The sequence below is a fragment of the Pseudomonas kielensis genome, assembly GCF_030505375.1.
GTDB classification, from domain to species: Bacteria; Pseudomonadota; Gammaproteobacteria; order Pseudomonadales; family Pseudomonadaceae; genus Aquipseudomonas; species Aquipseudomonas kielensis.
The window spans coordinates 1,626,251-1,651,797 of the sequence record NZ_CP130043.1; the positions used below are offsets into that span (position 1 = coordinate 1,626,251).

Here is a 25,547-nt window from a genome sequence, read left to right on the forward strand (position 1 = left end):
AGGATATTCCATGTCAGTTAGCGAAACGCTCCCGGGCGCAGCCCCGGACGCACAGGTGCAGGCTAGTCGCGCGAAAAAAAGGGCACGCCGTTTTGATGCCCCGGCCTTGGCTGGCCTGGAAATCCTCCTGACTCGGCTGGGCCGGGTGCTGGGAGGATTGCTCGCGATCGTACTGCTCAACGTGCATTACTGGTGGGTCATGGATCACGGGTGGGCCGATGCCGGGACGGTCGGCTTTGTGGTGGTCTGTGCCTCGGCGGTGATGCCCGTGCGGGTCTACAAAGGCTTTGCGCGCCAGGATCGCAGAGCCCTGCGCTGGGTCAGCTCGGTGCTCAACGGCGCACTGGTGACCCTGCTGGTGCTGGTCTTCATGAAGATCGGCCAGATGCCAATGCTGGCTCCCGAGTACTACCTCGCGCTATTCATCATGCTGGTGCTTTTTGCGCAAATGGCCGGTCTGTACGTGTCGCGCTATACCCGCTCCTGGGACCGCAAACTGCGCCTGGTCATCGTCGGTGCGGGCGAGCAAGGCGTGGCGATCGCGCGCTACCTGACCGCACGGGAACCGGAAATCGTCGTGATCGGTTTCATCGACGACCGCAGCTCGCGCATTGATACCTCCACCCTGCCGTTCCCCCTGCTCGCCGGCGGGACCGCGCAGTTGGACCAACTGCCACCGGACATCGACGGGGTGATCATCGCCCTGCCCAACCAGGCAGGCGACCGGGTCAGCTCGCTGGCCACCCGCCTGCGCGGGCAGATGGGCAACGTCTACCTCGCCCCCGAGGAGCCGGTGCTGGGCCATCCCTTCCTCAGCCGCCCGCACAGCGGACCCGGCAACATGTTGCTGCTGGGCATGAACCCCTTGCCCATCGAGGGACGGCTGCTCAAGCGGGTGTTCGACATCAGCTTCTCGGCGGTCGTGCTGTTGCTGTTCCTGCCCATTGGCCTGGTGCTGGGCGCCCTGATCCGCCTGGAGTCGCCTGGCCCGGCGCTGTTCACCCAAGGTCGTTATGGCCTGCGCAACCGGCTGTTCCAGATCTACAAGTTTCGCAGCATGCGCTTCGACCCCACGCCCGGCGAAATCCGCCTGAACCAGCGCCAGGATGCCCGCGTGACCCGGATCGGCAACTTCATCCGGCGCACCAGCCTCGATGAGTTCCCGCAGTTCATCAACGTGCTGCTGGGCGATATGTCGGTCATCGGCCCGCGCCCTCACCCGCCGGGCGTCAAGGCCGGCGACCGGACCTACGAAAACGTGGTGGTGGATTTTGTCGAGCGCTACAAGGTGCGCCCCGGTATTACCGGCTGGGCGCAGGTCAACGGTTCACGGGGCAATACCTTCACCGAAGAGTCGCTGACCGAGCGCTTCATCTATGACGTGCAGTACATCCAGAACTGGTCGCCAGAGTTGGACCTGTGGATCGTGATCAAGACCATCTTTGGTGGGTTGGGAGGCAAGAATGCATTTTGAGACCATGCCCGTCGCCTCCCCAAACGAGGTCGCCGATCTTGGGCTGCGCAGCAGCATCATCGTGCTGACCCTCAATGCCCAGGAACACCTCAAGGCCCTGCTGCCAGCCCTGGCGGCCCTGAAACAGGCACCTCGGGAGGTGGTGTTCATCGACTCCGCGTCCACCGACCTGACACCGCAGATGATCGAGGCCGCCGGGCACCGCCTGGTGACCATCCAGCGCAGTGAGTTCGGCCACGGCAAGACCCGCAACCTGGCGCTGCAGTTGTGCGCGGGCAGCGAGTTCCTGGTGTACCTCACTCAAGATGCCTGCCCCCAGGGCGATGATTGGCTGCAACGCTTGCTCAAACCCTTCACCGACCCACAGGTGGCCTTGGTCTATGGCCAGCAGTTACCGCGCCGGGAGGCCACCGACACCGAACGTTTCGCCCGCGAGTTCAATTACCCCGATCGGCATGAGCGCACGACCCAGGCTGACATCGCACGTATCGGGATCAAGGCGGTGTTCTGCTCCAACTCCTTTGCCGCCTATCGTCGCGACGCACTGGAGGCCGTTGGCGGTTTCCCCACACAGCTGCCCCTGGGCGAAGACATGGCCGCGGCCATACGCCTGCTCGGCAAAGGGTATGCCCGGGTCTACGAACCCGCGGCCCGGGCCGTGCACAGCCACGACTACAGCATCAGCCAGGAATTCAAGCGCTACTTCGACATCGGCACCCTGATTGCCATGGACAGCGAACTGAGCAAGGCGCGCCTGTCGACGTCCGGCGAAGGCCTGCGCTTCGTCAAGGTCGAGATCCAGGCCGCACTCAAGCGTGGCCAGCCCCTGGCCGTTTTTTCCATCCTGCTGCGCACCGCCGGCAAGTACCTGGGCTACTGGCTTGGTGAGCGCTACCACCTGGTGCCACTGACCTGGCGGCGGCGCATGAGCATGCATTCACTGTTCTGGAACCAGCCATGAGCATCGTCGTCGTCGGGGATACCAGCCTGATCGCCCAGGCCCTGCGCCAGGGCGGGCAGACCGCTGGCTGGCGTTTTATCGGCCACCGCGAAGCCCTCGCCGGCAGTGCCTGGCTCGACGGTGTCAGCCAGGTGCTGAACCTGGCGTACAACCCCGCCCTGCGCAACGGCTACGAGCACGCCCTGGACTTCGAGCTGGCGCTGGCCCGGCGCATTGAGCCGCTGGCGCAGGTGCGCTACATCATGGCCAGTTCGCGCCTGGTGTACGGCCCCGCGCTCAACGACCAGGCCTTGCACGAATCCCAGGAGCCTCAGCCGGTGGCGACCTACGGAATCGGCAAACTGATCACCGAACGGGCGATGACGCAGATGCTCGGCGAGCGCCTGACCATCGTGCGCATGAGCAATATCTTCGGCTACGAGCTTGAGCAAACCCGGCGCAATTTCTTCGCCATCGCCTTGCGCAGCCTGCTGGGCGAGCAGCGCATCGTGCTGGACATGAGCCCCTTCGTCGAACGCGACTTCCTTCCGGTGGAGATCCTGGCCAATTGGCTGGCGCGGATTGCCGAGAACCCGCAGCCCGGCATCTTCAACCTTGGCTCAGGCATAGGCACACCCACCGGACGCATTGCCCAGTGGCTGCTCGAAGGTTTTGGCCGCGGTGAGTTGCTGGTGACCAATCTGCGCGAATTCGACGCCTTCCGCCTGGATATGGACGCCGCCCGTTCCACCTATGGCATCCCGGGCCTGACCAGCAACGCGCTCAGGCAGCATTGCCTGGCCCTCGGCGCCCGCCTGCATGAAGAGAGTCGATTGCTCCAGGGGTATGCGTGATGAAGTCGCTCACGGTTTCCATCGTCAATTACCGCACGCCGCAGTTGGTGGTCGAGTGCGTGGCCTCGCTCAAGCGATTCCCGCCCAGCCGGGCGACGCTGGCCATTGCCGTGGTCGATAACGCCTCGGGTGATGACAGCGTGTCGGTGATCGCCCGGCAGTGCCCGGACATCCAATTGATTGCCTCGCCGGACAACCTGGGTTTTGGCGGCGGCAACAACCTGATCCTGCGCGGCTTGCGCAGCGACTACGTGCTGCTGCTCAACAGTGATGCCCAGGTGGAGGCCGGCACCCTCGACCGGCTGATCGAGGTCCTGGAGCAGCAACCGAAGGTGGGCGCGGTCAGTGGCCGGGTGGTCAATGCCAGCGATGGCGCCGACCAGGATTTCCCCTGCCGCTTCCCCAGCCTGACCCAGATGGTCAAGCGCATGCTGACCGGCCCGCAGTTCCCGGCCGACGGCCAGTCGGCCCCCGTCAGCCTTGAGCGCCTGCATGGTGCCTGCATGCTGATCCGCGGCGAGCTGCTGCAAAGCGTCGGGCTGTTTGACGAAGGCTTCTTCATGTACGACGAAGACGTCGACTGGTGCGTACGGGCCCGCAACGCCGGCTGGGAGCTGCTGCTGGTGCCCGACGCGCGGATTCTGCACCACGGCGGCAGCTCCTCCGGACGCGCCCCCGCGGGCCAACGCCGCCAGGCGCCGAGTGAAACCGCGCTGCGCATGCGCTATGAACTGCGCCGCAGCCGCTATCGGCTGTACCGCAAGCACCGCAGCCTGGCCGAAGTGCTGCTGCTCAAACTGTTGACCGACCTGGTGATGCTGGCCGCCAGTACCAAGACACTGTTGGCCGCCGTCCTGCAGCCGGCGCGGCGCGAGGAAGCCCGAGCGTTGCTGCGGGCCAATGCCCGGGTGATGTCGATCAACCCCCTGCGCATCGAGGTAGCAGACCATGGCGTTTGAGCCCTCACCCTACGAGCCCCTCGATGACCGGACTCAGCGCCGGGGCGTGGTGCTGGCCGGGGTCCTGGGGCTGGTGGTGGCGTTCACCACGGTCTACATGCCCCTGGCGGGCATGGCCTTGTCGCTGGCCTTCGGCGGCGTCCTGCTGCTGGCCCGCCGGCCGCAATGGTTGTTCCTGGGTTTTGTGATCAGCCTGGCTATCCCGATCCAGAAAACCGTCGGTGGTATTCCACTGAACGCCGCCGATGCGATTGTCGTGCTCTGGGCGCTGCTCTGGCTGTTCATGCTGCAACGTCCCCAGGCGCCGCACCTGGGACGAATGCGCGTACCGTTCCTGATCCTCGCCATCACGCCCTTCCTGATCGCGGTGTTCCTCGCACAACTGGGCTCCATCGCCCCCGGCGCCAGCATCAAGCAGTCATTGCGGGTCGTCGAATGGTTCGTACTGTTGCCGGTGCTGTTGATGGTATTCCGCCCGGATCAAGGCTTCTGGCGCTTCGCCGCGATCACCCTGATCTGCACGCCAGCCTTCTTTGCCATCGATGGCCTGGTGGAATATGCCACCCATGGCCACACCCTCACGGGCATGCTCGGCATCCCGGTGCCTGGCCCCAGCGGTGATGAACCGGCGATTCACCACACCTTCGATGTCTCCGGTCGGGCGGGCAGTTCCTTTGGCGGGGCGCAGGGCCTGGCCATGTACCTGGTGATGCTGCTCAGCATTTCCCTGGCCCATCTGCTGAATTCACGCAACGCTGGCCTCAGGGTCCTGGCGGGCCTGGGGATCGTCATCAGCATCGCCGGGATGATCGCCGCCCAATCCCGAGGCGGGCTGCTCGGGGGGCTGGCGTGCCTGTTGGCGATCTGCCTGATGCTGCGCCCGCAGTTGTGGAAACTCCTGGTGCTGGGGCTGATCGCGGTGGCTGTGATCGCGCCCATTGGCCTGGGCCTGTGGCCCAGCTGGGATGGCACCCTCAGTGGCCTGGTGCCGGGTCGCCCGGATGCGGTGATTGACCGCCTGACCATCTGGGGCGTGGTGCGTGACGTGTGGTTCGACAACCCGTTGATCGGGGTCGGGCTGGGCAATTTCCGCGATGAATTCTACGCCCGCGGCGTGACCCTCAACGTCGAACTCGGCTACCAGTCGACGCATGCCCACAACACTTACCTGGAACTACTCGCCGACACCGGCGCCCTGGGGCTGCTCAGCTACCTGGCCTTCATTGTCATGGTCTTTCGGCAGTTGATCCGGCGCTGGCGCCGCAGCGTTGGCGACCCTGGCGACACCTTCACCCTGGCGGCGGTGGGCACCCTGACCGCGTACTGCGTGTTTGCCATGGTCGACATGCTGCTGTTGCAAAACATGCACTTCACCCTGGTGCTGCTGCTGAGCCTGGGGCTGACCGACAGTACCGCCCGCGCCCTGGGGCTGACCGGCGTCAAGACTCAAGAGGATGCTGGATGAAGATCATGCTGCTGGTCGAGGAACTGGGCATCGGTGGCCTGCCCAACTATGTGCTGGACCTGGCCCGGGCACTGAACGCCCAGGGCGACCGCACCCTGGTGGCGCACCAGGGGCAACAGGTTCCGGCGCACCTGGATTGCACCGGGGTGCAATTGCTCGGCCTGGGGGATGCCGATTCGCCCGGCCAGGCCCTGGAACGCATCCTGGCCTGGGAGCCGGATCTGGTGCACGTGCACCTATGCAGCGACAGCGACCTGCTGGCGGCACTGACCGACAGCGGCCTGGCGCTGATGCGCTCGTTCCATGACTACACCTCGATGTGCCTGCGCCGCGGTCGTCGGCGCTTTCCGGGGGATCGTTGCCAGCGTCCGCTGGGCTGGTCCTGCGCCTTGAATGGTTGCCTGATCGGCCCGCCCAAAGCCGGTGGGCGCGTACCGCGCTTGATGGACCTGGCGGGCAAACTCAACGAACGCGGGATGTACCAGCGCTTTCGCGGGGCCGTGGTCGGCAGCCAGCACATGGGCCGGGTGCTGCGGATCAATGGTTTCAGCGAACAGCGGATCCATGTGGTGCCTTACTTCAGCCGGTTCGACCAACAGGCCCAGCAGCCCCAGGCCACCGGCAAGCCTGCGCTGCAAGGACGCCCCCTGCAGTTGCTGTTTGCCGGCCAGGCCGTCAAGGGCAAGGGCCTGGAGGTGCTGGTCAAGGCGCTGGCCGAGATCCAGGGTGACTGGCGCCTCGTCGCCGTCAGCAGCGGTCCGCGCCTGGCTTCGGCACGCGGGCTGGCGGAGAAACTGCAACTGACCTCGCGCATTACTTTCATCGACTGGCTGGCCCCCGAGGAACTGGCCGGGCACTACCGTGGCGCCGACCTGTTCGTCCTGCCTTCGGTGTGGGACGACCCCGGTCCCTTGGTGGGGATTGAAGCGATGGCCTTCGAGACGCCGGTGCTGGCATTCGCGGTCGGTGGCATTGCCGACTACGTGCGCGATGGCCAGACCGGCCTGCTGGTCACCGACGTCAGCGTCAAGGGCCTGGCCGCCGGCCTGCAGCGCGCCCTGGATGAACCCGAGCGCCTGGCGGTGCTGGGCCGCACAGCTCGTGAGTGGGTCAAGGCCCACCACAGCCGCGACGGTCACATCCGCGCCTTGCGCACGTTGTATGAGCAGTGCACCCACAACTTACAGGCCCATCCGCCCCTGGGACTGATCTGCGGGAGTGTGAATGTATGACCGTATTGCGCCAGTTTGCCGGGTTCTACAGCAAGGCGATTGCCCCTTGGGCCGTGGCCAAGGGTGAGCTGCTCAGCGTCCAGCGCCTGCGCGGTTTGGCGGTGCTGATGGTGTTGGTGGTGCACGTCGAAGACATCGGCCGCAAGCTGCCGGTGATGGCCGACTTTCACAGCACCTACGCCATGCGCGTGGGGTATTCGGCCCCCGACCTGTTCTTCGTGATCAGCGGTTTCATCATGACCTACGTCTCGGCAGGCGGCACGTTCCGGCCCAAGCGCTGGGTGCTGAGCCGGGTCTTTCGGATCGTGCCCCTGTACGTGCTGTTTACCGGGCTGGTGGTGCTGATGTGGCTGTACAGCCCGAGCATGACCATGGGCTCGGGCAGCCACGACTGGGCCAGCGCGCTGAAGTCGATGCTGATGCTGCCGCAAGCCGGCCTGCCGATCCTGTTCGTGGGCTGGACGCTGGAACATGAAATCGTGTTCTACACCATTGTCTTCCTGGTCATGCGCTTCAGCACGCTCAACGCCTTGCCATGGGTGATGGTGACCCTCTCGGTGCTGGCCCTGGCCAAGTGGGCGCTGCGGGTCTACGGCGGGATCGACTTCTGGGACTACCACCTGTTTTCGCTGTTCATCATCCAATTCACCATCGGGGTCGGCGTCTTCAAGATCTATGAGCGGGCCCGGGCCTGGGGCTTCTGGCCACCCTTCGTGGCGGGCTGTGTCCTGCTGCTGCTGGCGTCGATCTTCGCCGATTCCGGGCAACTCAACCGCGAACAACCGGTCCGGGTCCTGAGCTTTGGCCTGGCCTATGGCGCCTTCATGCTGGCCGGGCTGACCCTGGAATGGCAAAGCCGCACCAACGGCCATGTGCCCACGCGCCGGGACTGGATGGTGCAGATCGGCGATGCCTCCTACGCCATCTACCTGACACACCCGTTCGTGCTCGCCAGTTTCGGTCGGTTGTTCAAGGTGGTCAGCGTGACCCCCTTCGGCGCGGTCGGGGTGGTGATCCTGGCGGGCCTGACTACGATTGGGGTGGGGTATGCCGTGCATGTGTTGCTGGAAAAACCGGTCATCGAGATTGGCAAACGAATCACCCGAGCCATTGCATAAGCGACTAAGGAAGAATCAATCATGAATGCGATCAGTCATCCCATCGTGCCCTCAGCGGGTGTAGACGAGGCAAGACTGAGGTTTCCGATGCAGGAAATCATGGCCAGGGTCCTGCGCGACGCCACAGACGAGGCACTCACGCAACTGATGTTCATCGGTGTGGCGCGCAAGGTCGGCACGACCTTTGTCGCGCAGCAGGCCGCCAGCCACCTGGCCGCCGCCTTTGGCAGCGTGCTGGTGATCGAAGTCAGCGCCAATGTCGACGACAGCGAAATGCTCGCCGGCGACCTCAAGCGCCTGCGGGTGCCGAACCATTCGGTGGTGCGCATCAGCCTGTCGGTCAACAGCTGCCTGAAGCTGCTGGGCCACGGCGGTGAATCGCCGGCGGCACTGGCCGAGCGCCTGCGCGAGCATTTTGATCTGGTGCTCTGGGACATGCCCTCGCCGACCTTCGCCCCCGTGTCGATCGTTGCCGCTCGCCACATGAATTCGATTGTGCTGGTCGCACAGGCCAACAAGAGCCGACGCCATGCCGCCAAGTACGTTTGCGACCGCCTTGAGGACAGCGGCGGCAACATTCTGGGCGTGGTGCTCAATCGTACCCTCAACTTTATTCCGGAGTGGTTGTATCGCTGGTTGTAACCGTGGCCAAGAAAAACATGAATTTCATCTGGGGATAAGAACGGACATGGCGATCATGGACTGGTGTGGGGCGAGCGCGAAGTTTCTGCTAACCGCTGTACTGATGGGGGGCCTGCTGAGTGGTTGTACAACGATCAAGACCGAACAGATGGCTGGGTCGCAGACTTTGCCGCTGCTAGGCAAGGATGGGGTGGTGCCCGGCGGAAAATACCTGATCCGTCCCGGTGATGACCTGGACATCAAGTTCTACACCGCCAAGGACTACGACGAGGCGATCCCGGTGCGGCCCGATGGCTTCATCAGCATGCAGCGGGTCTCGGACATCAAGGCCGCCGGGTTGACGCCCGACGAACTGAGCGCGGCCATCAGCAAGGCCTACACGGGCAAGCTCAGTGATTCGAGCGTGTCGGTGATGGTCAAGTCCTTCAAGGGCTTTCGCGCATACATCGGTGGCGAAGTGGCCAAGCCCCAGGTCATCCCCATGGAGGGTGGCATCACGGTGATGCAGGCGATCTACCGTGCCGGGGGCCTGCGTTACACCGCGCACCCGGAATCCGTGGTGCTGATCCGCAAGCAGGAAAATGGCGAGCCCAAGAGCTACCACCTGGACCTGAGCGACCAGGCCATCGAACTGGGCAAGAACGACATGGCCGTGGCCTTGAACCCCTACGACGTGATCTATGTCCCGCGTTCGCCGATTGCCAATGCCAACCTGTGGGTGACGCAATACATCACCGACCTGCTGCTGTTCAAAGGCATCAACTTCGGCTTCTCGGTCAACCGCAACTACAACAGCGGGGACAGTTCGGATGGCACCTTCTAATCCACGCGTGAGGCTCTGGAGCAGCCTGCTGCTGGGGTTGCTCGCCTGTTTGCTGGTGCCCGTGGCGCAGGCCGAGATGAAATACGGGATCAACGCCAAATGGGGCGGCGGCGGCTACGATGAGCTGGTCGCACGCTTTGCCCTGGCCCGCTCCCTGGGCGTCAAGCAGGTGCGTATCGACTGGGAGTGGCGCCTGGTGGAAGGCCAGAAAGGCGTCTACGACTGGACCCCGATGGACAACCTGGTCAAGGCCGCCGCCGAGCAGGATATCGAGCTGTTGCCGATCGTCCACTACGCGCCGAACTGGGCCCTGCCCATGCTCGCCTTCAAATCCAGCGGCACCTTCGAGTTGGCGCCTTCGAGCGACTACTACGACAACTTTGCCGCCTTCGTCAAAGCCTGTATTGAACGCTACGGGCCCGCCACCCAGGCGGGAATCACCTACTGGCAAATCTGGAACGAGCCCAACACCCCGCAATTCTGGGGGCCGTCGCCCAAGCCCAAGGACTTCGTCAAGATGATGAAAGCCGTGAGTCACGCAGTGGCGGAGCAACGGGCGAGCATCAAGCTGGTACACGCCGGTATTTCGCGCAATGACATCACTTACCTGTGGATGCTCTGGGACATCGACCCTTCCTACGGCGACTACTTCGACATCCTGGCGGTGCACCCGTACCTGTTCAACAAGGATGCCAGCGGCATCAACGCCCCCCAGGACATGGACGCCGACGAAAGCAGCCTGGCCAAGATGGGGTTTGTGGGCAGCAAGGAAGACAACACCTACCTGGGCAAGCTCTTCAACCTGCAACTGTTCATGCACCTGCGCCAGTCCAGCAAGCCGATCTGGATCACCGAGCTGGGCTATGTGGTGGCAGCCCCGCCCCTGGGCGTGACCGAGGCAGAGCAGAGCGCCAAGACCAAGGCCACCCTGGACTACATCAACCAGCACCTGAGCGGCAAAAGCTTCGGCAAGGGCTTGCGCGGCGACCTGTCGGCCGATGTCGAGCGGGTCTACTGGTTTTCACTGGAGGACTACGAGTCCCCCGATGGCCTGGGGAACTTCGGCCTGATTCGTGCGGACGGTACCGAGCGGCCCGCCGCTGCCGTGTATCGCCAATACGCCCAATAAAAGGGGATGAACATGAGTATCCGCGACGTTCTTAATATTCTCTTCAAGCGGCGTTATGTCGCGATCTGCTTCTTTCTGGCGGTGTTGATCGGTGGTTTTGTCGGGCTCAAGGTGTACCCGGCAACCTACGACGCGACCGCCCGCCTCCTGGTGCGCCTGGGCCAGGAAGACATCTACATGCCGGTGCTGAGCAGCAGCCAGTTCCGCACCCCCATGATGTCGGTGGTGCGCGAAGAACAACTGCACTCCGAAGCCGAGATCATCACCAGCGAGGGCCTGTCCGAACAGGTGGTCGACAAGCTGACGCCGCAAGTGCTGTTTCCCGGCATCGACATCGACCATCCCTGGTACACCCCCAAGGGCTGGCTACAGATGGCCACCCAGGCCTACGCCGGTCTCGAGAGTTTCTTCTTCCCGCAATCAGGCAACCGCGACCTGCGCAGCAAAGCCATCTCGCGCTTGCAGAATGACCTGAGCGCAGAACCGGTCAAGAGCTCCAACATCATCGAGGTCACGCTCAAGAGCAAGTCGCCGCAGGCCGCCGCCTTGGGGGTCAACGAACTGGTCAAGCACTACCTCACCGAACGGGTCAGGGTCTACCAGCGTGAGCAGACCGGCTTTATCTCCACCCAACTGGAAGAGCTCGACGGTCAGATCAAGGGCATCGAAGCCACCCTGGAACACTTTCGCAATGACCGGCAGATCATGGATGTCGACCTGCAACGCAGCATGCAGATCGAGAAACTCAAGGACGCGCGCAAAAACATCGATACCACCTCATTGATGGTCGAGCAGACCGACAAGCAGATCGGTGTGCTGCGCAGTCAGTTGAGCGGCCTGCCCCAGGTGACCGAGCTCGACGGCCAGCAAGGCTCCAACAGCTACGCCCTGAGCGAGATGAACAAACAACTGACTGACCTCAAGCGCCAGGAGGCCGACACCATTGCACGGTTGTCGCCGAGCGATCCGAAGGTCAGTTCATTGCGTGAACAAATCACCGTGGTCGAACGCGGGATCGCCGAACAGCGCGGCCAGCGCGACACCAACTCGCGGCGCGGTATCAACCCCCTTAACGCCCGCGTGCGCGATGACCTGATGAAAAGCGAGGCGGCCATGGCCGGTTACCGCCAGGGCCTGGCCACCCTCAAGGAGCAGGAGGCCGCGGATGTCGCCCGGCTCAACGAGATCAACAACGTCGAAGCCCAGTTCAAGGAACTGGAGCAGAAACTCGGGGTGCTGCGCGACAGCCGCAAACTGTACCTGGAGAAACTCGAGGAGACCCGCTTCCTCAACGAGCAGGCCAGTTCGCAGATCGGCAACGTCTCGGTGGTGAGCTGGGCGACCGTCAATACCAAACCGGTCAGCCCGAAACTGTGGATGGTGTTGATTGGTGTGCTGGTCGGTGGCTTGCTGGGCGGGATCGGCCTGGCCTTCGTGATCGAGTTCTTCGATGACAGCCTCAAGTCCGACTCGGATGTGCGCCGCTACCTGGGCCTGCCGGTGATCGCCAAGGTGCCGAACCTGGGATGACCCCTGGGGGGCGAGCCTGCTCGCCCCCCTCCCTCATTGATCACAAGCCCTCTGTTAGTGCTTGCGCTACAATCGTCTCCCTTTGTGCTCTGGAGACCTCACATGCCTGACTTCTCTGGCTTGCCGTTGGTGATCGAGCCGGGCGACCTGCGCGCTCGCCTCGACGCCCGCGAACTGATCCTGGTGGACCTGACCAGCAGCGCCCGCTATGCGCAAGGGCATATCCCCGGCGCACGCTTCGTCGACCCCAAGCGCACCCAACTGGGCCAGCCGCCAGCACCGGGCCTGATGCCGCCACAGGCGGCACTCGAAGCCCTGTTCGGCGAGCTGGGGCATAACCCCGATGCGGTCTACGTGGTGTACGACGACGAAGGTGGCGGTTGGGCCGGGCGCTTCATCTGGCTGCTGGATGTCATCGGTCACCGCCGCTATCACTACCTCGACGGTGGGTTGCTGGCCTGGCAGGCCGAAGGCTTGCCGCTGTCTGGCGAGGTTCCGGCGGCAGTCGGCGGCCCGGTCGGGCTGACCTTGCACGAGGGCCCCACGGCCACCCGCGAGTACCTGCAAAGCCGCCTCGGCGCCGCCGACCTGGCGATCTGGGATGCACGCGGCCCGCTGGAGTATTCCGGGGAGAAAGTCCTGGCGGCCAAAGGCGGGCATATTCCCGGCGCGATCAACTTCGAGTGGACCGCGGGCATGGATCAGGCGCGTCAGCTGCGCATCCGCAGCGACATGGCGCAGATCCTCGAGCAGCTTGGCATTACCCCTGACAAAGAAGTGATTACCCACTGCCAGACCCACCACCGCTCTGGCTTCACCTACCTGGTGGCCAAGGCGCTCGGTTATCCGCGGGTCAAAGGCTACGCCGGTTCATGGGGCGAATGGGGCAACCATCCCGATACGCCCGTTGAGATTTAAGGTTTTTAAGGACAGTTAATGAAAAAGCGTTTGTTTATCCTCAGCCAGTACCTGCTGCCCCACCACCTGCTCTCGCGCCTGGCCGGCTGCATTGCCGAATGCCGCGTGCGCTGGTTCAAGAATGCCTTCACCGCCTGGTTCGCCAAGCGTTACCAGGTCGACATGTCCCAGGCGCTGGTCGAAGACCTGACCGCCTACGAGCACTTCAACGCGTTCTTCACCCGCGCCTTGAAAGACGGTGCCCGCCCCCTGGACCAGACTCCGGGCGCGATCCTCAGCCCGGCCGACGGTGCGGTCAGCCAGCTCGGCCCGATCGAGCACGGCCGGGTGTTCCAGGCCAAGGGCCACAGCTTCAGCGTGCTGGAACTGCTGGGCGGTGACGCCGCTAATGCCGCGCCGTTCATGGGCGGCGACTTCGCCACCATCTACCTGTCGCCCAAGGATTACCACCGCGTGCATATGCCGCTGGCCGGCACCCTGCGCGAAATGGTCTACATCCCGGGGCGGATCTTCTCGGTCAACCAGACCACCGCCGAAAACGTACCGGAGCTGTTTGCCCGTAACGAACGCGTCGCCTGCATTTTCGACACCGAGCGTGGCCCGATGGCCGTGGTCCTGGTGGGTGCGATGATCGTTGCCTCGATCGAGACCGTCTGGGCTGGGCTGGTCACGCCACCCAAGCGCGAACTGAAAACCTTCCGCTACGACGAAGCCGCCCGCGCACCGATCCACCTGGAAAAAGGTGCGGAGCTGGGTCGTTTCAAGCTGGGTTCGACGGCGATAGTGCTGTTTGGCCCGGATCAAGTGCAGTGGGCTGAAGAACTGGCAGCGGGTTCGCCAGTGGTGATGGGCCAGGGTCTCGGCTCACCAAAAGCCTAAAGTCCACGCTGTACCTTGTAGGAGCGGGCTTGCCCGCGAAAGCGTCAGCACAATCAACATAGATGTTGAATGTGCCGACCTCTTCGCGGGCAAGCCCGCTCCCACATTTATAGGTGGTGTATCAGAGTTGACCGTCGCGGTCGCGGAAGCCCAGCAGGTACAGCACACCATCCAGCCCCAGGGTGGAAATGGCCTGTTTGGCCGACTGCTTGACCAGCGGCTTGGCACGGAACGCCACGCCCAACCCGGCAATCGCCAGCATCGGCAGATCGTTGGCCCCGTCACCGACCGCAATGGTCTGTTCCAGACGCAATCCTTCCTTGTGTGCCAGTTCGCGCAGCAGATCCGCTTTGCGCTGGGCGTCGACAATCGGCTCGACCGCCACCCCGGTGACTTTGCCGTCGATCACTTCCAGCTCGTTGGCAAACACGTAGTCGATGCCCAGCTTGGCTTGCAGCTGCTTGGCAAAGTAGGTGAAACCGCCAGACAGGATCGCCGTCTTGTAACCCAGGCGCTTGAGCTCGGCGAACAGGGTTTCGGCACCTTCGGTCAGGCGCAGCGAGGCACCGATGGAGTCCAGCACACTGACATCCAGGCCCTTGAGCAAGGCCAGGCGCTCCTTGAAGCTGGCACGGAAATCCAGCTCGCCGGCCATGGCCCGCTCGGTGATTTCAGACACCTGCTCACCCACCCCGGCCGCCTTGGCCAGTTCATCGATGACTTCGGCTTCGATCAGCGTCGAGTCCATGTCAAACACCGCCAGGCGACGGTTGCGGCGGAACAGCGAGTCTTCCTGGAACGCGATATCGACGTTCAATTCCTGGGCCACGCTGAGGAACTCGGCCCGCAGCGCTTGTGGATCAGCCGCTTCGCCGCGCACCGAAAACTCGATGCAGCCCTTGCCCTTGTCGGCCGGAGTGTCCAGGGGCATGCGCCCGGACAGGCGGTCGATGTGGTCGATGTTCAGGCCGTACTTGGCCGTGATCGAGCTCACGCTCTGCAATTGCTCGGCCGTCACTTTGCGCGTCAGCAGGGTCACGATGTGGCGTTTTTTACCCTGGTTGCCGACCCATTGCTGGTAGTCCTCTTCGGAAACCGGGGTGAACCGCACCTGCTGATCGAGCTTGTAAGCCGTGAACAGGATGTCCTTGAGCACCGACTTGCCTTGCTCGGTGTCGGGAATTTCAACCAGGATGCCGAACGACAGGGTGTCGTGGATCACCGCCTGGCCGATGTCGAGAATGTTCACACCACCCTGGGCCAGAACACCGGTAATGGCCGCAGTCAGACCCGGACGGTCGACTCCCGTGATGTTTATCAGGACGATTTCGCGCAAGGCGCACCCCCGCAAGTGGAAAAAAACCGCATTCTACCCACATTCAGTGACCATCGGGCACAGCGAGCGCTTTGCCGGTCTGGGGGCTATCGCTATACTGCGCGTCAACTCCACGGACAAAAGAGCCGAGCTCAGTGAACCGGCCCACGCCAGTCAAACCCGATAACTTCTTCCTGCTGATCTTCCGTGCACTGCGCCACCGCCGTGTACCGATTGCATTGCGCATTGCCAGCCATAACGTGATCCTGGTCGCACTGGCCCTGGTGATCTACGCCTGTGTGATGGGTCTGCAGTTCAAGCAGGCGATGCACGAACAGGCCGATGCCCTGGGTCAGAGCCTGACCACCCAGACGGCAACCTCGGCCACCGAGCTGCTGGTGTCCAACGACATCCTCAGCCTCAACGTGCTGCTGAACAACCTGACCAAGAACCCATTGGTGGCCCACGCCGCTATTTATAGCGTGGACAACCGGATTCTGGCCGAGGCCGGGCAACGTCCCAAACAGGGCCTGCTGGGCGAAACCCAGGGCATGTACGAGAGCAAGATCACCTTCCAGGACGTGACGGCCGGGCAACTGCGCATCAGCCTGGACATGCAGCAGTTCGAACAACCGATGACCATCAGCCTGCAGAGCATGGGCATTCTCAGCGCCATTCTGCTGGCCCTGTCCTTGGCCCTGAGCCTGCGCCTGGGTCGCCACATTTCCACGCCACTGCTGCAATTGCGGGTGTGGCTGCGTGACATCGACGAACACACCCCGGCCACCCAGCGCCAGGACGAGATCGGCGACCTGGCCCGCCAGCTGCACGCCAGCTTTGCCCCTGAGCCGGTAGCGCCGGTGGCGGTTCCCGAGCCGGAAATCGACGAACTCGACGATGCCGAAGACGATGAGCCAGCCTTCGAAGTGCGCAACCTGCGGGACCCGAGCTTCGATGAAAGCGCCCCGGTGGCCAGCCTGAAAGCGGCACCCCGGCATGTCATCAGCGCCGAAGAAGACGAAACGGACGATGATGAAGACCCGTTCGCCGACGTTCGTGACAGCGCCACCAGTACCGTGGTCGTCAAGCCACAGCCCAAGGCCGCCGCCTCCAGCCAGCCGCAATTCAGCGCCGTACTCGCCGTGCAACTGGGCGCCCAGGAGCAATTGCGACGCCTGCCACGGGCGCGCCTGACCGAACTGCTGGACCGCTACCGCGACTGCCTGGACCAGGCGGCGTCGCTGTACGAAAGCGAGCTGCATACCCTCAACGATGGCAGCACCCTGATGCTGTTCCACACCCAGGACAGCGGCGAAGACTACCTGACCAATGCCATCTGCTGTGGCGAGCTGTTGCGCGCCCTCGGCCATCAGTTGCAGATCGAAGTCGCCGACAGCGGCATCACCCTGCAATTGCAGCTGGGCCTGACCCTGGGCGAAGAGCTCTTCGGCCTGAGCCAGATCGACCTGCTGTTGACCGAAACCGCCCAGGACGCCCTCGCCCTCTCCCAGCACAGCCGCAACCTGCTGCTGGTCGAGCGCAAGATCAGCGACGACACCTTGATCCGCCAGCGCGCCCGCATCCGCCCGATCGCCAGCCCTGAAGGCGCCTGTTGCGTCGAGCGCCTGATGGAGCCCTACCCTTCGATGCTGGAACGGCAACTGGCGCGCATGCACGAGACCCGCGCCTAAGCCCCAGCGCGCCACACCCAAGCCCGCAGCCGAGTGATCGCCTGCGGGCTTTTTGTTGCCCCCGCCCGTCTCCATCCCCACCATCCCCGCGAGGCTGCGTTCGAGGACGCCGTCCTCGCCCGGTCGGTCATCGTTGGATCTGGCGGCTGCTACAGGGGGGAAATGCCATTCAGGTAGGAGCGAGCTTGCTCGCGAAGAACTCAAGAGCAACCCATTGCTTCAGATAATGCACGTCATCGTTAACGCCCATCGCGTGAAACCTCGGAGCCGCTACAGGGGTTCGGGGTTGGCAGAAACAACAAAGCCCGCACTGGGCGGGCCTTGTGGGGATGGCGTGCGACTTAGAAGCGGAACACTTCCATGTCGGTGCGAATAGGCGCGGCCATCGGGATCTTCGGCTGCTTCTCGCGCTCGGCGGGGGCCGTGGGTTTTGCCGCAGCAGGCTTGCGCGGGGCTTCGACAACCGGCGGCTGATTGGCCAGCGGCTTCAGGGCCACCGACAACTGCTCGGCCAGACGCTGCAGCAGCACGCCCTGGGCCTGGACCTGCGCGGCGGTGCTGCCGGCATGTTGCTCTTGCAGGTGAATGATGCGGTTATCACGGACCTGGCCGCGACGGTCGATCAAGCGCCACTGGGCATCCAGCACCGCCGGCTGCGACTCGCCGGAGTCCAGGCGGGTAATCGACAGCAGTACCTGCACGTCCGGGGTGAAGCCCAGGGTCGCCGGTGCCAGGACGACGCGCTGGCTGTCCAGTTGACCCGCGACCTGACGCAGCAGCAATTGACTGATGTCCGAAGACAGGCTGCCCGCCCAACGACCGTCGGTCGACGCTTGCAGGCTGCCGTCCGGTTGACGCTGCAACAGGGTTTCACGCTGCAGGTAATCAGCAATCAATACCGGACCCAGCAACACCGCCATGCCCGAGCTTTGCGCAGGCTGCGCCGGGGTGCCACTGTCCAGCTGATACAGCGACACCGGCTGGTGAACGCTGCAACCCGCCAGGCCAAGAACGCCAGCGAGCAACAAAATTAGAGGAAAGCGCAGAACAGTCATCATCCCATCCAGGTGACGGCCACAAGGCCAGCCACTGTGAAAATACTCAATAATATGAAGAACGCTCGACCACGCCGGCGCTTGAAAGGCCATATCATCCGTGAATATGCACGGCGACTCCAGCGCGAAAGCATCGATCTACGCGTTAAATCGTAGATCGAGCGCTCTAGACCGCTTAATTGAGAGTTTCTACCAATAGTGCATCGACCCGCTGGAAGCCCCGCGGCAGTTTATTGCCCCGGCGTCCACGCTCACCTTTGTAGTGCTCCAGGTCATCGGCCTTGAGTGACAGTGTGCGCTTACCCGCCTGCAATACCAGCGTCGCGCCTTCCGGCAGCACCGCGATATCCGTGACATATTCCTCGCGGTTAGCCACACGTTCGCCGGGGATACCGATGATTTTGTTGCCTTTACCCTTGCCCAGCTGCGGCAGGTCGCTGATTTTGAAGATCAGCAGGCGACCTTCGGTCGTCACCGAAGCCAGCCAGTTCTCGTCACGGTCCGCAACCGGACGCGGCAGGATCACCTTGGCGTTGTTCGGCAGGCTCAACAGCGCCTTGCCCGCCTTGTTCTTGGCTTGCAGGTCCTCGCCCTTGACCACGAAGCCGTAACCCGCATCGGAGGCGATCACGTACAGGCCGTCGTCCTCTGGCATCAGGACACACTCGAAGGTCGCACCCGGTGGCGGAGTCAGGCGGCCGGTCAACGGCTCGCCCTGGCCACGGGCCGACGGCAGGGTATGGGCCGGCACCGAGTAACTGCGCCCGGTGGAGTCGATGAACACCGCAAACTGGTTGGAACGACCGGCTGCGGCGGTCTTGAAACCGTCCCCGGCCTTGTAGGAAAGGCCAGTGGCGTCGATATCGTGGCCCTTGGCCGAGCGTACCCAGCCTTTTTCCGACAGCACCACCGTAACTTTCTCGTTCGGCAGCAGATCATGCTCGGTCAGCGCCTTGGCTTCAGTGCGCTCGACAATCGGCGAGCGACGGTCGTCGCCATAGGTCTCGGCATCCTTGAGCAGCTCGGTGCGCACCAGCTTCTTGAGCTTGGCTTCGCTGCCCAGCAGGGCTTGCAGCTTGGCCTGCTCCTTGAGCAGTTCGTCCTGCTCGTCGCGCAGCTTCATCTCTTCCAGGCGCGCCAACTGACGCAGGCGTGTGTCGAGGATGTAGTCAGCCTGGATTTCGCTCAGGGCAAAACGCTCGATCAGCTTGGCCTTGGGGTGTTCCTCGGTGCGGATGATGTGGATCACTTCATCCAGGTTGAGGTAGGCAATCAACAAGCCGTCCAACAGGTGCAGGCGGCGCTCGACCTTGTCCAGGCGGAACTGCAGGCGGCGACGCACCGTACGCACCCGGAACTCCAGCCACTCGACCAGCAAGGCGCGGAGGTTCTTCAGCTGCGGCTTGCCGTCCAGGCCAATGATGTTGATGTTGACCCGGTAGGTGGATTCCAACTCCGTGCTGGCGAACAGGTGCTGCATCAGGGCTTCATGATCGACCCGGCTGTTGACCGGAATGATCACGATCCGGCACGGGTTCTCGTGGTCGGACTCATCACGCAGGTCGGCGATCTGCGGGGCCTTGGAGGGCTTGGCCTGCATCATCGCGGCAATCTGCTCCAGCACCTTGGCACCGGAAACCTGGTGCGGCAGCGCGGTGACAATGATGTCGCCGTCTTCGACGTGGTACACCGCGCGCATGCGCACCGAGCCCTTGCCGGTCTCGTACATTTTCAGCAGGTCGGCGCGCGGCGTGATGATTTCCGCCTCGGTCGGGTAGTCCGGGCCCTGGATGTGCTCACACAGCTGCTCGACCGTGGCCTTGGGCTCATCGAGCAAACGCACGCACGCCGTGGCGACTTCCCGCAGGTTGTGCGGCGGGACGTCGGTGGCCATGCCCACGGCGATGCCGGTGGTGCCGTTGAGCAGGATGTTCGGCAAGCGCGCCGGCAACACCAGCGGCTCATCGAGGGTACCGTCAAAGTTAGGCCCCCAGTCGGCCGTGCCCTGCCCCAGTTCGCTGAGCAGCACTTCGGAATAACGCGACAGCCGCGCCTCGGTGTAACGCATGGCGGCGAAGGATTTCGGATCATCCGGCGCACCCCAGTTACCCTGGCCGTCCACCAGCGTGTAGCGGTAGCTGAACGGTTGGGCCATCAGCACCATGGCTTCGTAGCAGGCGGAGTCGCCGTGGGGGTGGAACTTGCCGAGCACATCACCGACGGTACGCGCGGATTTCTTGTGCTTGGAGTCTGCGTCCAGGCCCAACTCGCTCATGGCGTAGACGATACGTCGCTGCACCGGCTTCAGGCCGTCGCCGATATGCGGCAGGGCCCGGTCCATGATCACGTACATGGAGTAGTTGAGGTAGGCATTTTCGGTGAAGTCGGCCAGTGAGCGGCGTTCTACGCCGTCCAGGCTGAGATCCAGGGAGTCGCTCATGCGGGCCTCATCATTTCGTTGTCTGGCGCAGCAGCAAGGTGCCGCCGCGCTGGGTAAATTCGAGTTGTTTCAGGGCGCTCATGCCCAGCAGCACTTGATCGCCGCTCAAGCCTGGCGCCACCAGGGCGCGCACGTCATGCAAGACAATGTCGCCCAGTTTCAGTTGTTGCAGTCGAGTCCGGTAGCCCTGGCTGCGGCCATTGGCCGTGCTCAGGGTGACCGTGGCACCTTTTTCCAGGTTCAGCCGCTGGGCCAGGCCGGCCGGGATCGACACATCGGTCGCCCCGGTATCGAGCATGAAGTTCACCGGCTGGCCGTTGATCTGGCCATCGGCAACGAAGTGTCCCTGGCCGTTGCCCACCAGCTTCACCTCGATAAACCCCTCCCCCTGCTGCGAGCTGACCTGGGTATTGGGGTTTTCCTGACGCTTTTCCCAGGCGCCGAAAAACTGCGTCGCCAGGTACAGCCCGGCACACCAGGCGAGCACCAGCAACACCCGACCGGCGCGCTTGCCCGGCGCCTGCTGACTCATGGCTTGCTGCTCCAGCCACCCTGCGGCGCTGCGAAGCGCCAGACGATCGGGCGGACTTCGCCGTCAGCGCGGGTGCCGTTGTTGTTGTCGATACCGATCCAGGCTCCCGTGGCGTCGATCACCAGCGCCTCGGCCAGGCCGTAGGCTTGTGGATAACGCCGCGGCGCCTGCAAGGCATCAGCGGCAAACGACCAGCAACGCTCGACCTTGGCCGTCACCACGTCACGGCGGCAGATTTCATAGGCGTTGCGTTCCAGGGTAAAGAGCTTGCCATCGAACCACGCCAGGTCGGCGAAGTCCCGGGAGACCGGCCGGGCATGGGGAAACTGCGCCGGCTGCATCTGCGTGCCGGCTTCGCTGAGCAGTACGCAGGCGCCGTCGCAATCCCACACGGTCTGTTGCCGCTTGAGCCGCAACAGCCCGCGCCGCTCGCGCTCGGCCGCCAGCCACAGCTGGCCACCCTCAGGGTCGACAGCCAGGCCCTCGAACAGCGCATTGAAGTGCAGCAACATGCCACTGGCCCGGGCTTCGCGCACCAGCATCGGGGAAATCTTCAGCCATTGCGCAGCGCCCGTCGGCGGCACCTGCAACACGGCCGCATGGGCCTCGCTGACGATGTAGCGATTGCCAGCCTTGTCGCAGCTGATGCCCTCGAAGTCGAGGTTGCCACCGCGCACGATAGATGACGCCCAGGTGCGCGACTTCAGGCCCCAGGGCAGGCCGCTGTCCGGCACCGGTGGCACGTCGATGGGCACCGCTTCGGCCTGCCAGACGCCCTCACCCGTGGCGAGACGATAGAGCTGCCCATCGTCGCGATCAGAAACCGTCCACAGGTCATTGCCGCATTGCGCCAACCCCGACAGATTGCCGCCGTGCATGCCTTGCACGGCATGCTCGGAGAGCATTGTCAGCTCAGGCACCGGCTGCGCAAACGCAGCCCCCGCCAGCAGCAACCATGGGAGGGCGAAACCGCTCCGCATCAGGCCAGAACCTCGGCCAGGTTGCCCTTGGACTCCAGCCAGGACTTGCGATCACCGGCACGTTTCTTCGCCAGCAGCATGTCCATCATTTCCGACGTGGCGGCAAAATCATCCAGGGTCAATTGCACCAGGCGCCGGGTGTTCGGGTCCATGGTGGTTTCGCGCAATTGCGGCGGGTTCATTTCACCCAGGCCTTTGAATCGGGTGACCTGGGGCTTGCCGCGTTTCTTCTCGGCCACCAGGCGGTCGAGGATACCGTCGCGCTCGGCTTCGTCGAGGGCGTAGTAGATTTCCTTGCCGAGGTCGATCCGGTACAGCGGCGGCATCGCCACGTAGACGTGACCGGCATCCACCAGCGGACGGAAATGCTGGACGAACAAGGCGCAGAGCAAGGTGGCGATGTGCAAGCCATCGGAGTCGGCGTCGGCGAGGATGCAGATCTTGCCGTAGCGCAGCTGGCTCATGTCCGCCGCGCCCGGATCGACACCAATGGCGACGGCAATGTTGTGCACTTCCTGGCTGGCCAGCACTTCGCTGCCGTCCACCTCCCAGGTGTTGAGGATCTTGCCGCGCAGCGGCAGGATCGCCTGGAACTCTTTGTCCCGCGCCTGTTTGGCCGAGCCGCCGGCGGAGTCACCTTCCACCAGGAACAGTTCGGAGCGCATCGGGTCCTGCCCGGCGCAGTCGGCGAGCTTGCCCGGCAGGGCCGGACCGGAGGTAATGCGTTTACGCTCGACTTTCTTGCTGGCCTTGAGGCGACGGCCGGCGTTGTTGATCGCCAGCTCCGCCAGGAGCATGCCGGTTTCCGGGTTGGCGTTGAGCCACAGGCTGAACGCGTCCTTGACCACCCCGGAAACAAACGCCGCCGCCTCGCGGGACGACAGGCGTTCCTTGGTCTGGCCGGAGAATTGCGGTTCCTGCATTTTCATCGACAGGACAAACGCGATGCGCTCCCAGACGTCTTCCGGCGCCAGCTTCACCCCACGGGGCAACAGGCTGCGGAATTCGCAGAACTCGCGCATCGCATCAAGCAGGCCCTGACGCAGGCCGTTGACGTGGGTGCCGCCCTGCGCCGTAGGGATCAGGTTGACGTAGCTTTCCTGCACGCTGTCGCCGCCTTCGGGCAACCACAGCAGCGCCCAGTCGACCGCTTCCTTGTTACCGGCCAGGCTGCCGCAGAACGGCTCGTCCGGCAGGCGCTCGAATTCGCTGACCGCGTCCACCAGGTAGGAACGCAGGCCGTCTTCGTAATGCCATTCGACTTTTTCGCCGCTGGCCTTGTCTTCAAAACTGACCAGCAACCCCGGGCACAACACGGCCTTGGCCTTGAGCACGTGCTTGAGGCGGCTGATGGAGAATTTCGGCGAATCGAAATACTTCGGATCCGGGGCAAAGAACACGCTGGTGCCGGTGTTGCGCTTGCCGACACTGCCGACCACTTCCAGCTCGGTCTTCTTGTAACCGTCGGCGAACGTCATCTGGTATTCGTTGCCGTCACGCTTGACCCGCACCCGGACCTCGGTCGACAGGGCGTTGACCACCGAAATGCCGACCCCGTGCAAACCCCCGGAGAACTGGTAGTTCTTGTTGGAGAACTTGCCGCCGGCGTGCAGCTTGGTGAGGATCAGTTCGACGCCCGAGACACCCTCTTCCGGGTGGATATCCACCGGCATGCCGCGGCCATCATCGCTGACTTCCAGCGAGTGGTCGGCGTGGAGGATGACCTGGACCGATTTGGCGTGCCCGGCCAAGGCCTCGTCGACACTGTTGTCGATGACTTCCTGGGCAAGGTGGTTCGGCCGACTGGTGTCGGTGTACATGCCGGGGCGTTTACGCACCGGGTCGAGGCCCGAGAGGACTTCGATGGCGTCTGCGTTATAAGAGCTAGCGCTGGGAGTGGCCATGGGGTCTCGTCGTCAGTCGTTCATGAAAATAGGGGCAAGGGTTCACAATGCTGTGAAATCGATCGCCTGGTACACATCTGCGCCAATGCCGGCAAAACTCAACAGGGCCGGCATCTGCCCGGCAAATCCCTGGAAACTATGGTCGCCGCCGGCCTGGATGCGCAACGCACAGGCTCGGTAATACTGTTGGGCGAGGCGATAGTCCAGCGTTTCGTCGCCGGTCTGCAGCCACACCTGGTAGCGCTGTGGGTCCCGGGGCGCCGGCACTTCCAGCTCGGCCAGGGCCGTGATGTGGTCGTGGGTCAATTCCCAGGTTTGTTCGGTATACAGGTTCTGCTGCGTCCCCAGGTAGCCGTCGAACATCCGGTGCGGGCTGACGGCAGGGTTGACCAGCAGGGCCTTGAGGCCATGGAGCTCGGCCAAGTGAGTGGCATAGTAGCCGCCGAGTGAGCTGCCGACCAGCAGTGGCCGTCCCAGCTCGGCAATCGCCTGCTGTAACTGACCGATGGCCTCACGCGGGTGATGATGCAGGGCCGGAACGCGCAATTGGTCAGCCAGCCCCAGACGTTCCATCACGCCGATCAACTGGCTGGCCTTTTTCGACGAAGGCGCGCTGTTGAAGCCATGGATGTAGAGGATCGAACCGGACATTTGAGCTCCCTGGCGGTCGGCAAAAGAAAGCGCAGTTTACAGGGAGTCGGGCATATCGCGAGCAGGCTCGCTCACACATGTGCTGGGTGTCTACAAGATGTGCGGGCCGCCAGATTTACTTTCAGAGGAAAGTTCAGTAACCGTCAGAACCGTAATCGACCGTGAAATCGAACCCGATGACCCGCTCCACACCGGTCTCCAGCCGCCCATCGGGCAACAGACGCAGCCAGCGATAGCCGGGTGCCAGGGTATCGACCCGGAAGTCTTCGCTGCCGGGTTCGAACTGGATACAGGTCGAAGGCGATGCCAGCAACCGCACGCTGTTGCGCAGTTGATCGACTTCCTGATGCACATGCCCCCATAACACGGCACGCACCTGGGGAAAGCGGTCGAGCACGGCAAACAGCGCTTCAGGATTGCGCAGGCCGATTGGTTCCATCCACGGACAGCCAATGAGCACCGGGTGATGATGGAAACACACCAGATGATGGCGTTCGGGTGCTTCGCTCAGGGCGCGGGCGAGTAATTGCAGCTGGTCGTCCTGCAGGTACCCCGGTACCGAGCCCGGCACGGCCGAGTCGAGCAAGGTGATCCGCCAGTTGCCGATGTCCAGCAATGGTTCCAGCAGCGAACTCTGCACTGCCGCCTGGGCCATGACCTGCGGCTCGTCATGGTTGCCCGGAATCCAGCGGGCAGGCGCGTCGATCTGCTCGCTCAAGTGGCGAAACAGCTGATAGGAGGCCAAGGTGCCGTCCTGGGACAGGTCACCCGTGGCGATCACCAGGTCCACCCGGGGCTGTTGCGCCCGCACCAGTTCGATCACCGCCGTCAGGCTGTCGCGGGTGTTCATGCCCAGCAGCGTGCGGTCAGCCTCGGCGTACAGATGGCTGTCGGAAAGCTGCACCAGCAGAACCGGGTCGTTGGCGGTCAGAGTCGATACGCTCGGCAAGGCGTTCTCCCAAGGCGCGATCACGCGGGTGGATAAGTGGCGCAATTATGCTGGGGCATGGGTAAAA

At 63.5% G+C, this 25,547-nt stretch carries 22 protein-coding genes; 14 read left to right on the plus strand and 8 right to left on the minus strand.

Annotation, left to right across the window (positions count from 1 at the left end):
• Positions 1 to 10 precede the first annotated feature (10 nt).
• From Q1W70_RS07735 to asd, 13 genes are all read left to right on the plus strand, one after another.
• The gene (locus tag Q1W70_RS07735; RefSeq protein ID WP_302098734.1) at positions 11 to 1,474 is read left to right on the plus strand and encodes an exopolysaccharide biosynthesis polyprenyl glycosylphosphotransferase; all 1,464 of its coding nucleotides are present in this window, start codon (positions 11 to 13) and stop codon (positions 1,472 to 1,474) included.
• A complete protein-coding gene (locus tag Q1W70_RS07740; RefSeq protein ID WP_302098735.1) occupies positions 1,464 to 2,435 on the plus strand; it encodes a glycosyltransferase family 2 protein in 972 nt (323 codons plus the stop codon). Before Q1W70_RS07735 ends, Q1W70_RS07740 begins: the two co-directional genes overlap by 11 nt.
• On the plus strand, positions 2,432 to 3,268 hold the full coding sequence (locus Q1W70_RS07745; RefSeq protein ID WP_302098736.1) for an NAD-dependent epimerase/dehydratase family protein: 837 nt from the start codon (positions 2,432 to 2,434) through the stop codon (positions 3,266 to 3,268). Before Q1W70_RS07740 ends, Q1W70_RS07745 begins: the two co-directional genes overlap by 4 nt.
• Entirely contained in the window at positions 3,268 to 4,227 is a 960-nt protein-coding gene (locus Q1W70_RS07750; RefSeq protein WP_166589812.1) for a glycosyltransferase family 2 protein, read from the plus strand. The genes Q1W70_RS07745 and Q1W70_RS07750 overlap by 1 nt, the downstream gene beginning before the upstream one ends.
• A complete protein-coding gene (locus Q1W70_RS07755) occupies positions 4,217 to 5,692 on the plus strand; it encodes an O-antigen ligase family protein (protein ID WP_182343258.1) in 1,476 nt (491 codons plus the stop codon). Before Q1W70_RS07750 ends, Q1W70_RS07755 begins: the two co-directional genes overlap by 11 nt.
• Entirely contained in the window at positions 5,689 to 6,924 is a 1,236-nt protein-coding gene (locus Q1W70_RS07760; protein WP_166589810.1) for a glycosyltransferase family 4 protein, read from the plus strand. Before Q1W70_RS07755 ends, Q1W70_RS07760 begins: the two co-directional genes overlap by 4 nt.
• A complete protein-coding gene (locus Q1W70_RS07765) occupies positions 6,921 to 8,042 on the plus strand; it encodes an acyltransferase family protein (protein WP_166589809.1) in 1,122 nt (373 codons plus the stop codon). Before Q1W70_RS07760 ends, Q1W70_RS07765 begins: the two co-directional genes overlap by 4 nt.
• A 21-nt stretch (positions 8,043 to 8,063) precedes the next feature.
• Entirely contained in the window at positions 8,064 to 8,684 is a 621-nt protein-coding gene (locus Q1W70_RS07770) for a P-loop NTPase family protein (protein ID WP_166589808.1), read from the plus strand.
• A gap of 148 nt (positions 8,685 to 8,832) precedes the next feature.
• Complete coding sequence (locus Q1W70_RS07775; RefSeq protein ID WP_166589807.1) at positions 8,833 to 9,507, plus strand: polysaccharide biosynthesis/export family protein; 675 nt, start codon at positions 8,833 to 8,835, stop codon at positions 9,505 to 9,507.
• Positions 9,494 to 10,636, plus strand: a complete 1,143-nt coding sequence (locus Q1W70_RS07780) for a glycoside hydrolase 5 family protein (protein WP_166589806.1) — start codon at positions 9,494 to 9,496, stop codon at positions 10,634 to 10,636. The genes Q1W70_RS07775 and Q1W70_RS07780 overlap by 14 nt, the downstream gene beginning before the upstream one ends.
• Before the next feature lie 12 nt (positions 10,637 to 10,648).
• Positions 10,649 to 12,166, plus strand: coding sequence for a GumC family protein (locus tag Q1W70_RS07785; protein ID WP_166589805.1), 1,518 nt, complete (start codon positions 10,649 to 10,651; stop codon positions 12,164 to 12,166).
• Between the two features lie 102 nt (positions 12,167 to 12,268).
• The gene (rhdA, locus tag Q1W70_RS07790) at positions 12,269 to 13,084 is read left to right on the plus strand and encodes a thiosulfate sulfurtransferase (RefSeq protein WP_166589804.1); all 816 of its coding nucleotides are present in this window, start codon (positions 12,269 to 12,271) and stop codon (positions 13,082 to 13,084) included.
• 18 nt (positions 13,085 to 13,102) lie between these two features.
• The gene (gene asd / locus Q1W70_RS07795) at positions 13,103 to 13,963 is read left to right on the plus strand and encodes an archaetidylserine decarboxylase (protein ID WP_166589803.1); all 861 of its coding nucleotides are present in this window, start codon (positions 13,103 to 13,105) and stop codon (positions 13,961 to 13,963) included.
• A 121-nt stretch (positions 13,964 to 14,084) separates the two neighbouring features.
• Here the strand turns inward: asd and serB are convergent, their stop codons facing one another.
• On the minus strand, positions 14,085 to 15,299 hold the full coding sequence (gene serB / locus Q1W70_RS07800; RefSeq protein WP_166589802.1) for a phosphoserine phosphatase SerB: 1,215 nt from the start codon (positions 15,297 to 15,299) through the stop codon (positions 14,085 to 14,087).
• Between the two features lie 134 nt (positions 15,300 to 15,433).
• On the opposite strand from serB, the gene Q1W70_RS07805 reads away from it, so the two are divergent.
• Entirely contained in the window at positions 15,434 to 16,969 is a 1,536-nt protein-coding gene (locus tag Q1W70_RS07805) for an AhpA/YtjB family protein (protein ID WP_302098737.1), read from the plus strand.
• Between the two features lie 341 nt (positions 16,970 to 17,310).
• Here the strand turns inward: Q1W70_RS07805 and Q1W70_RS07810 are convergent, their stop codons facing one another.
• From Q1W70_RS07810 to cpdA, 7 genes are all read right to left on the minus strand, one after another.
• Positions 17,311 to 18,024, minus strand: coding sequence for a PqiC family protein (locus Q1W70_RS07810; RefSeq protein ID WP_166592036.1), 714 nt, complete (start codon positions 18,022 to 18,024; stop codon positions 17,311 to 17,313).
• Between the two features lie 175 nt (positions 18,025 to 18,199).
• Positions 18,200 to 20,464 carry a DNA topoisomerase IV subunit A gene (parC, locus tag Q1W70_RS07815; protein ID WP_159993410.1) on the minus strand — a complete coding sequence of 755 codons (2,265 nt, stop codon included), beginning with the start codon at positions 20,462 to 20,464 and terminating at the stop codon, positions 18,200 to 18,202.
• A 10-nt stretch (positions 20,465 to 20,474) separates the two neighbouring features.
• Positions 20,475 to 20,996 carry a retropepsin-like aspartic protease family protein gene (locus tag Q1W70_RS07820; RefSeq protein WP_166592037.1) on the minus strand — a complete coding sequence of 174 codons (522 nt, stop codon included), beginning with the start codon at positions 20,994 to 20,996 and terminating at the stop codon, positions 20,475 to 20,477.
• Positions 20,993 to 21,976 carry an esterase-like activity of phytase family protein gene (locus tag Q1W70_RS07825; RefSeq protein WP_302098738.1) on the minus strand — a complete coding sequence of 328 codons (984 nt, stop codon included), beginning with the start codon at positions 21,974 to 21,976 and terminating at the stop codon, positions 20,993 to 20,995. Before Q1W70_RS07825 ends, Q1W70_RS07820 begins: the two co-directional genes overlap by 4 nt.
• Positions 21,976 to 23,880, minus strand: a complete 1,905-nt coding sequence (gene parE, locus Q1W70_RS07830) for a DNA topoisomerase IV subunit B (RefSeq protein ID WP_166592039.1) — start codon at positions 23,878 to 23,880, stop codon at positions 21,976 to 21,978. The genes Q1W70_RS07825 and parE overlap by 1 nt, the downstream gene beginning before the upstream one ends.
• 42 nt (positions 23,881 to 23,922) lie before the next feature.
• The gene (locus tag Q1W70_RS07835) at positions 23,923 to 24,531 is read right to left on the minus strand and encodes a YqiA/YcfP family alpha/beta fold hydrolase (RefSeq protein WP_166592040.1); all 609 of its coding nucleotides are present in this window, start codon (positions 24,529 to 24,531) and stop codon (positions 23,923 to 23,925) included.
• 133 nt (positions 24,532 to 24,664) lie between these two features.
• Positions 24,665 to 25,480: a 3',5'-cyclic-AMP phosphodiesterase gene (cpdA, locus tag Q1W70_RS07840; protein WP_166592041.1), complete on the minus strand. Its 816-nt coding sequence runs from the start codon at positions 25,478 to 25,480 to the stop codon at positions 24,665 to 24,667.
• Positions 25,481 to 25,547 lie beyond the last annotated feature (67 nt).

Coding starts and splice junctions, on each gene's coding strand:
- Q1W70_RS07735 (WP_302098734.1), top strand. CDS start 11: ATGTCAGTTAGCGAAACGCTCCCGGGCGCAGCCCCGGACGCACAGGTG.
- Q1W70_RS07740 (WP_302098735.1), top strand. CDS start 1,464: ATGCATTTTGAGACCATGCCCGTCGCCTCCCCAAACGAGGTCGCCGAT.
- Q1W70_RS07745 (WP_302098736.1), top strand. CDS start 2,432: ATGAGCATCGTCGTCGTCGGGGATACCAGCCTGATCGCCCAGGCCCTG.
- Q1W70_RS07750 (WP_166589812.1), top strand. CDS start 3,268: ATGAAGTCGCTCACGGTTTCCATCGTCAATTACCGCACGCCGCAGTTG.
- Q1W70_RS07755 (WP_182343258.1), top strand. CDS start 4,217: ATGGCGTTTGAGCCCTCACCCTACGAGCCCCTCGATGACCGGACTCAG.
- Q1W70_RS07760 (WP_166589810.1), top strand. CDS start 5,689: ATGAAGATCATGCTGCTGGTCGAGGAACTGGGCATCGGTGGCCTGCCC.
- Q1W70_RS07765 (WP_166589809.1), top strand. CDS start 6,921: ATGACCGTATTGCGCCAGTTTGCCGGGTTCTACAGCAAGGCGATTGCC.
- Q1W70_RS07770 (WP_166589808.1), top strand. CDS start 8,064: ATGAATGCGATCAGTCATCCCATCGTGCCCTCAGCGGGTGTAGACGAG.
- Q1W70_RS07775 (WP_166589807.1), top strand. CDS start 8,833: ATGGCTGGGTCGCAGACTTTGCCGCTGCTAGGCAAGGATGGGGTGGTG.
- Q1W70_RS07780 (WP_166589806.1), top strand. CDS start 9,494: ATGGCACCTTCTAATCCACGCGTGAGGCTCTGGAGCAGCCTGCTGCTG.
- Q1W70_RS07785 (WP_166589805.1), top strand. CDS start 10,649: ATGAGTATCCGCGACGTTCTTAATATTCTCTTCAAGCGGCGTTATGTC.
- rhdA (WP_166589804.1), top strand. CDS start 12,269: ATGCCTGACTTCTCTGGCTTGCCGTTGGTGATCGAGCCGGGCGACCTG.
- asd (WP_166589803.1), top strand. CDS start 13,103: ATGAAAAAGCGTTTGTTTATCCTCAGCCAGTACCTGCTGCCCCACCAC.
- Q1W70_RS07810 (WP_166592036.1), bottom strand. CDS start 18,024: ATGACTGTTCTGCGCTTTCCTCTAATTTTGTTGCTCGCTGGCGTTCTT.
- parC (WP_159993410.1), bottom strand. CDS start 20,464: ATGAGCGACTCCCTGGATCTCAGCCTGGACGGCGTAGAACGCCGCTCA.
- Q1W70_RS07820 (WP_166592037.1), bottom strand. CDS start 20,996: ATGAGTCAGCAGGCGCCGGGCAAGCGCGCCGGTCGGGTGTTGCTGGTG.
- Q1W70_RS07825 (WP_302098738.1), bottom strand. CDS start 21,976: ATGCGGAGCGGTTTCGCCCTCCCATGGTTGCTGCTGGCGGGGGCTGCG.
- parE (WP_166592039.1), bottom strand. CDS start 23,880: ATGGCCACTCCCAGCGCTAGCTCTTATAACGCAGACGCCATCGAAGTC.
- Q1W70_RS07835 (WP_166592040.1), bottom strand. CDS start 24,531: ATGTCCGGTTCGATCCTCTACATCCATGGCTTCAACAGCGCGCCTTCG.